Origin of the sequence: Acinetobacter sp. NIPH1876 (genome assembly GCF_022808535.1) — a bacterium.
Lineage (GTDB): Bacteria > Pseudomonadota > Gammaproteobacteria > Pseudomonadales > Moraxellaceae > Acinetobacter > Acinetobacter higginsii.
Genome location: NZ_JALGBR010000033.1, coordinates 1 through 6,401 on the forward strand (window position 1 = coordinate 1; position 6,401 = coordinate 6,401).

Here is a 6,401-nt window from a genome sequence, read left to right on the forward strand (position 1 = left end):
CCAGTTCGTTGTTTTGTATCGGCTTTTTGATTCTGTATTCATCTAACATGTATGGGGATGAAATTTATTTATGCAACAAAGCCCCATTGAAGTACAAAAGGAAAGCTTAAGACAGCAATTTACCAAGCTCAATCCTTCATTACCGCCGAATGGTATTCGTTTTACTTGCCAGTCATCGAGATTTGATTCGGTGCTGACTGAAATACGCGTTTGTTATCAGAAAAATGGTCAATATAAACAATGCGCAAGCCATATTGTGACGGGCTGCCCAAGTGAATTTACAATTAAAGGCAGTTACTAGGTATTTACCTAGTTTGATTTGTATTTTCTATTAGACTTTCGTTGAAATTCATTCTCTTTTACATGCATCTGTATTCGCTTTAGAGTACAATCTTTGCCGTTTATGATAATTCGATTGAATAATAATAGCGTTCAATCGTGCAAACGCATCTCATTGGAGAATATCACATGAAGCAACCCGTTCGTGTTGCCGTTACAGGCGCTGCTGGTCAAATTGGTTATAGCTTATTATTCCGTATCGCAAGCGGAGAAATGTTAGGTAAAGATCAACCAGTAATTTTACAATTGCTTGAAGTTCCTTTTGAGAAAGCTCAACAAGCGCTTAAAGGCGTGATGATGGAACTTGATGACTGTGCTTTCCCATTATTGGCAGGCATGATCGGGACTGATGATCCTAAAGTTGCATTTAAAGATGCTGACTATGCGTTATTAGTTGGTTCTCGCCCACGTGGTCCTGGTATGGAACGTGCTGACTTGTTGAAAGTGAATGGCGAAATCTTTATCGGTCAAGGCCAAGCACTTAACGAAGTTGCTAGCCGTGACGTTAAAGTATTGGTTGTTGGTAACCCGGCAAACACCAATGCTTACATCGCAATGAAATCTGCTCCAGATCTTCCAGCGAAAAACTTTACCGCAATGTTACGTCTTGACCACAACCGTGCCTTGACTCAACTTGCTCAAAAAGCAGGTGTTGCAGTTTCTGACATCGAAGACATGACTGTTTGGGGTAACCACTCTCCAACAATGTACGCTGACTACCGTTTTGCAACTGCAAATGGCGTAAGCTTAAAAGACAAAATCAACGATGCAGCATGGAACAAAGATGTGTTCCTTCCAACTGTTGGTAAACGTGGTGCTGCGATTATCGAAGCACGTGGTTTGTCTTCAGCTGCTTCAGCTGCAAACGCTGCAATCGATCACATGCGTGACTGGGCGTTGGGCACAAACGGCAAATGGGTAACTATGGGCATTCCATCTGATGGTTCTTATGGTATTCCAGAAGGCGTTATGTTCGGTTTCCCTGTAACCACTGAAAACGGTGAATACAAAATCGTTCAAGGCTTAGAAATTGACGAGTTCAGCCGTGAGCGCATCAACTTCACGTTGAATGAGCTTGAAGAAGAACGTGCAGCAATTGCTGACATGGTTAAATAATTTATCTTTTTGATAAATTGAAAGCACTCTCCTCGAGAGTGCTTTTTTTATGTCGTTTAAGAACAAAAAACAACAAGAAAATATAGACCTATCGCTGCATGCCAAGGCGATTTGCTGTTAGATTGTTTTGATAAAGGACATGATTTGGAGAATAACAATGTTTGAACAGCAACCGACACTTGAGCTTTTATTCGAACAACTCGGGCTTGGGGCTGATGAGGCAGCAATCGAAAACTTTGTGAAAACCCATCAACTGCGCGCTGATCAAAAACTGCATGAAGCGGAATTTTGGAGTGCGGGTCAGCGTGATTTTCTCAAAAGTCACTGGGATAAAGATGATGAGTGGGCGATCGTGATTGATGAGTTGAATCAACAACTACATGTGGATAGCACAAGATAGTCAAATAAAAAAAGCTCACATTAGTGAGCTTTTTTTTGAATCAATGTTTTAAACCAATCTTCTTGGCGTATGGCATTAAATGCAGGGTGGAGTTGTAATAGCTCTAAATCATGTTCTAAACATGACACATATTTTTTTAACCAGTGTTGTGTTAAGGCTTGTTCTTGTTTAGCTGCTGATGCGTAGGCCAAGAAGAAATAGACGTCTAAATGCTCATGATGGGCCAAGGGTTTTAAAATTTGTTGGGTGATCAAGGCAAAGCGTCGTTCTTTGGTCAACTCAAAGTAAATCATATAGGCTTTGGCTAGATGCAAGGACAAATTCAAATATAAACTGAGTGGCATTTCATCATATTCAATACGTGCCTGTTCAATGAGCACGATTGCTTCTTGCAAGAAATGCAATTGTTCCTGTCGAATATGGCTCAATACGACCAATTGCAAACGGAGGTCAGCACGCTCTAAAGCAAGTTCGGGAGTATTGCTTTCTAAATAGAGTTGGTCTGTTTCACCAATTCGAGCAATCACTTGTTGAGTTTCATTCGACATTATGGATCCAAAATCGTCAGTTATGCGTGGTATATAAGGGTGTTTTTAGGAATTTAAAGGGTTTAAGCTTTATTCCAAATTGAGCCACCACTACGTAACCATGCCGTGATTGATAAACGTTGCTGTTTAGAGAGTAGGACTTCGTGTAAGACATCGCTTTGAAAAATCGCGAGACGATTCGGTTGTGGTTGAATGATATGCCATTGATCATGCTTATCCTGCAATCGTAATTGACCACCCCAATCCTCTTGCCAACTTTCATGTAAATAGAACACGGTCGAAATCATACGATCATTTTTTTGTTGTGGGTTATCGCGGTGTAAAGCATAAAACTCACCTGCGTTATAACAAGCGAAATGTGCTTCGACTTCTTTAATGCCTAAATAGAAAGCCTGATTCAACGCTTGAGATAGATGTTCTAAGGTCTGTAAATGCTGTTGTGCAATGGGTAGTTGCCCATCAATCCATAGAATGTGATCACTACGGATATGGCTGACCACACCATTTTGTATTCCTGCTGCTCTAAATTCGTCAAGATGCGAAGTACATTCATGTGCTAATGTCTGCACATAATCAAGTGAGTAAATATCATCAATCAAGGCAAAGCCAAATTCATTTAGATCATCCAGCACTTGATCCAGATTCCAAGACTGAAGATTTAATGCGGGTGGAAGAGTTGTTGCTTGCATAGCACTCCAATGACTTAGGTTCGATTGTAGGGCAATTTTAGACGATCACATCAACGCTAAAGAATAATTTAGGGGCTGCTGACATTTCAACCATGCTTTGCGTTATAAGCTAAAACGACATAAACAAGGCATGGAACGTAGGCAATGGCGATTCCCTTGTCAAGTTTCATAACGAAGTTTAGGGTAGTTTTAGCTATAACCCTTCGGGACTGTGACATTTTTTGCTGCTACAGCGTTATGTTTTTCTCATTTAGGATGCTAAATTTCGTAAACCATGCCTTGTATCAGCTAAAAAATGTCTACAGTCGCAAGCATCTGTGAAATGTCATCGGCCCCTATTTTCATGTTAAACTACCCGCTGAATTGAGGAATAATTGTCAACATGAATTACCGTCACCATTTCCATGCGGGTAACTTTGCCGATGTTATGAAGCATGTACTTTTGCTTCAACTGCTCGCTCGTTTAAATGCTAAAGATAAACCTTATCGATATATCGATACCCATGGTGGTGCAGGTAAATATGATTTATCTACGTCTGAAGCACAAAAATCAGGTGAATTCTTAACGGGTATCCATCGTTTGGTCAAGCTTGACGATTCGATTAAACGTAATGCGCCTGAAGGTGTAAAGCAATATCTTAAAATTGTTGAAGATATGCGTGCTGGTTCGGGTAAAGGCGCTTATCCAGGTTCACCTTGGTTTGCGCTTGAAGGCATGCGTGATATTGATAAAGCAACTATATTTGAAATGCAGCGTGATGTGTTTCAACAATTGTATTTTAATATTCGTGATAAACGTGCAGGCTTGCATGAGCGTGATTTTTATGAAGGTTTAATGGGTGTCATTCCGCCGAAAGAAAAACGCGGATTAGTCATGATTGACCCTCCTTACGAAATTGAGCGTAAAGATTTCCCGCAATTGGTTGAAATACTCCAAGCCGCACATAAAAAATGGCCAACAGGTGTGATTGCAGTTTGGTATCCAATCAAAGATCGCGCCATGATTGAACGTTTTGAAAAGAAAATGATGAAAACGGGTATTCGCCGTCAGCTCATTTGTGAAATTTGTGTATGGCCAGATGACACCCCAGTCGGATTGAATGGTTGTGGCTTATTGGTGATTAATCCACCTTGGAAGTTCTCAGAAGATGCGGATCAAGCATTACAATGGTTATTTCCACATTTGCGCATGAGTGAAAATGGTGGACATGCTGCAGTGCGTTGGTTGGTGGGTGAATAACCCATCAACGTCCAAATATTCTCGAGGAATTGAAAATAATGACAAATTCTCTTAAACCTGATTCTGATTTGAACAAAGAAGATCATTCTTTTGATGGAATCACTTTTGAAGTAGAAGAAGAAGAGCATACGCACGAAGGACAAAAAGTGAAACGCCGTGGCATTTATTTATGGCCGAATTTAATTACAACAGCCGCACTTCTTTCTGGTTTTTATTCAATTATTGCTAGTATGAATGGAAACTTTAACCAAGCGATCTATGCCATTTTCTTGGCTGCATTGCTTGATGGTTTGGATGGTCGAGTGGCTCGTGCAATTGGTGCACAAAGTGCATTTGGTGAGCAATACGATTCGCTTTCTGACTTGTTGGCGTTTGGTGTTGCACCTGCTATTTTGATGTATAGCTGGAGCTTGCATGATCTTGGACGTATCGGCTTAGCCTGTTGCTTTATTTATACCGCTTGTGCCGCTTTCCGCCTAGCGCGTTTCAATGTGCAAATCGGCGTGGTGGATAAGCGCTACTTTATTGGTATCGCCAGCCCGCTTGCGGCAGTGACTGTTATTTCATTGGTATGGGTCGGTCGTGATTATCCATTTATCTTTGATTTAAAAGATATCGTCATTCAAGTGATTAATTCAGTGGTCATGGTTGCCGTTGGCTTACTGATGATTTCAAACATCAAATACTATTCATTTAAACAAATGGATCGTAAGCGTGTACCTTTCGTCGTGATGTTACCTGTGGTCTTGATTTTTGCTGCAATCACGTACAACATTCCTGTAGGGATACTGATAGTCTGTATCATCTATGTCCTTTCAGGATTTGTGACGACACTATTTGCCAAAAAGAATGATGCTAAAATAACAACTTGAATTACGGAGGTTCAGTATGCCAATATTGATGAATAACAATCAATTAAAGCAGCTGAACCTCAATAAGTCAGATGCTTTAACTTTTCATCCGCCCAAAGGTCTTTTTAAAATTGTCTATCAGGCCTTAATCCTGCCAAATTTGCCTGAACCCTTTCATTATTTAAATTTCATTAGCCTGATTGGGCAACCGCGGATCCCTATTTGTTATAACGCCAGTGCAATTGCTACGACGGCAATTGATACTGCGACTGTTTTGGTTGCCAGTAGTTTATCTACAGTCGGGCATCTCAAAAGTTATAGTGCCAAAGAACAGTGTCAATTAGAGCAAGATCGTTACCAGTTTTTAGATGTAGATCAAATCCAAGTTGATTTCCCAAATTATTATTTTAAGCGTGATGATGCAGAACTCAGTTGCCAACTCAAAGTGAATATTGGTACTGAAATAGAAAATCATTCAGCCTTGCAATGGGGCGTTGGGGATTATTGGTATGTTCGCTGTCAGTGCGAAGGCGAAATCACCTATAAAAAACAAAAATATCAAATCCAAGCACAAGGCATTTTGAAACATGCCAGAGCCATCTACTTACCTTTTATCGCCTTTCATTTTTTTACCTATCAAATTATTCAGGTCAGTGCAGACTTTCAGATCATCTTGTCTGAACTTAGAAATCAGTGGAATAACATTATTTTTTCTAGAATTGAAATTCAGTCGAATGAGCAAAATTCAATACTCTATGATCATCAAGTCATTTTAGATGTCACACGTGTATATCCTAAAGTACAAACCCCAAATGGACGGGAGATGTATTTGCCGCGGGAATTTATTTGGCAATATTCAGAAAAGGGAGAGGTGGTCTTTCAAATGCAAGCTCAAAGCCGAGGTGATTATAAATTTGGCTTAGCTGCGGGTTATGTAGGAAGTTTTAATTATCAATTATTGTGGAACAAACAAAGCTATCAAGGTTCTGGATACTGTGAATATATCGATTGTCGCCCTTTACACTGGCAAGAAAAAAATAAAACTGAACAAATAATCGACCAAGTTGCACATTTTCAGCCTTATTTGTGTAAAAAATAAGCGGTCGAAGCAATAGTTTAAGATAATTTAAAAAAGGGGGTTGTGTTGGATGTGAAATGCTGTAGAATGCACATCCATCGGCGGTGATGCAGATAAAAACTTGTTGAGAAACAAGGATT

At 40.0% G+C, this 6,401-nt stretch carries 7 protein-coding genes and 1 pseudogene; 6 read left to right on the forward strand and 2 right to left on the reverse strand.

Going from position 1 to position 6,401, the window contains the following annotated elements:
* Window positions 1-85 precede the first annotated feature (85 nt).
* The 3 genes and pseudogenes from MN869_RS20110 to MN869_RS20120 form a co-directional block, all read left to right on the forward strand.
* A pseudogene (locus MN869_RS20110) lies at window positions 86-301 on the forward strand (ribonuclease I); the annotation flags it as partial.
* Between the two features lie 167 nt (window positions 302-468).
* Window positions 469-1,455, forward strand: coding sequence for a malate dehydrogenase (locus MN869_RS20115; protein WP_004655942.1), 987 nt, complete (start codon window positions 469-471; stop codon window positions 1,453-1,455).
* Between the two features lie 157 nt (window positions 1,456-1,612).
* Entirely contained in the window at window positions 1,613-1,855 is a 243-nt protein-coding gene (locus tag MN869_RS20120; protein WP_241304874.1) for a DUF2789 family protein, read from the forward strand.
* A gap of 20 nt (window positions 1,856-1,875) precedes the next feature.
* On the opposite strand, the gene MN869_RS20125 is transcribed toward MN869_RS20120, so the two are convergent.
* Window positions 1,876-2,403 (reverse strand): hypothetical protein, encoded by a 528-nt coding sequence (locus MN869_RS20125; protein ID WP_033133281.1) that lies wholly within the window; start codon window positions 2,401-2,403, stop codon window positions 1,876-1,878.
* Window positions 2,404-2,465: 62 nt separating this feature from the next.
* Window positions 2,466-3,092: a 2OG-Fe(II) oxygenase gene (locus MN869_RS20130; protein WP_241304876.1), complete on the reverse strand. Its 627-nt coding sequence runs from the start codon at window positions 3,090-3,092 to the stop codon at window positions 2,466-2,468.
* Between the two features lie 382 nt (window positions 3,093-3,474).
* On the opposite strand from MN869_RS20130, the gene rlmJ reads away from it, so the two are divergent.
* Genes rlmJ through MN869_RS20145 form a run of 3 tightly spaced genes read left to right on the forward strand, consistent with a single transcriptional unit; the run spans window position 3,475 to window position 6,282 of the window.
* Window positions 3,475-4,332, forward strand: a complete 858-nt coding sequence (gene rlmJ / locus MN869_RS20135; protein ID WP_005200234.1) for a 23S rRNA (adenine(2030)-N(6))-methyltransferase RlmJ — start codon at window positions 3,475-3,477, stop codon at window positions 4,330-4,332.
* A gap of 38 nt (window positions 4,333-4,370) precedes the next feature.
* Window positions 4,371-5,204 carry a CDP-diacylglycerol--serine O-phosphatidyltransferase gene (pssA, locus tag MN869_RS20140; RefSeq protein ID WP_004802590.1) on the forward strand — a complete coding sequence of 278 codons (834 nt, stop codon included), beginning with the start codon at window positions 4,371-4,373 and terminating at the stop codon, window positions 5,202-5,204.
* A 16-nt stretch (window positions 5,205-5,220) separates the two neighbouring features.
* The gene (locus tag MN869_RS20145; protein ID WP_241304877.1) at window positions 5,221-6,282 is read left to right on the forward strand and encodes a DUF6670 family protein; all 1,062 of its coding nucleotides are present in this window, start codon (window positions 5,221-5,223) and stop codon (window positions 6,280-6,282) included.
* Window positions 6,283-6,401: the final 119 nt, after the last annotated feature.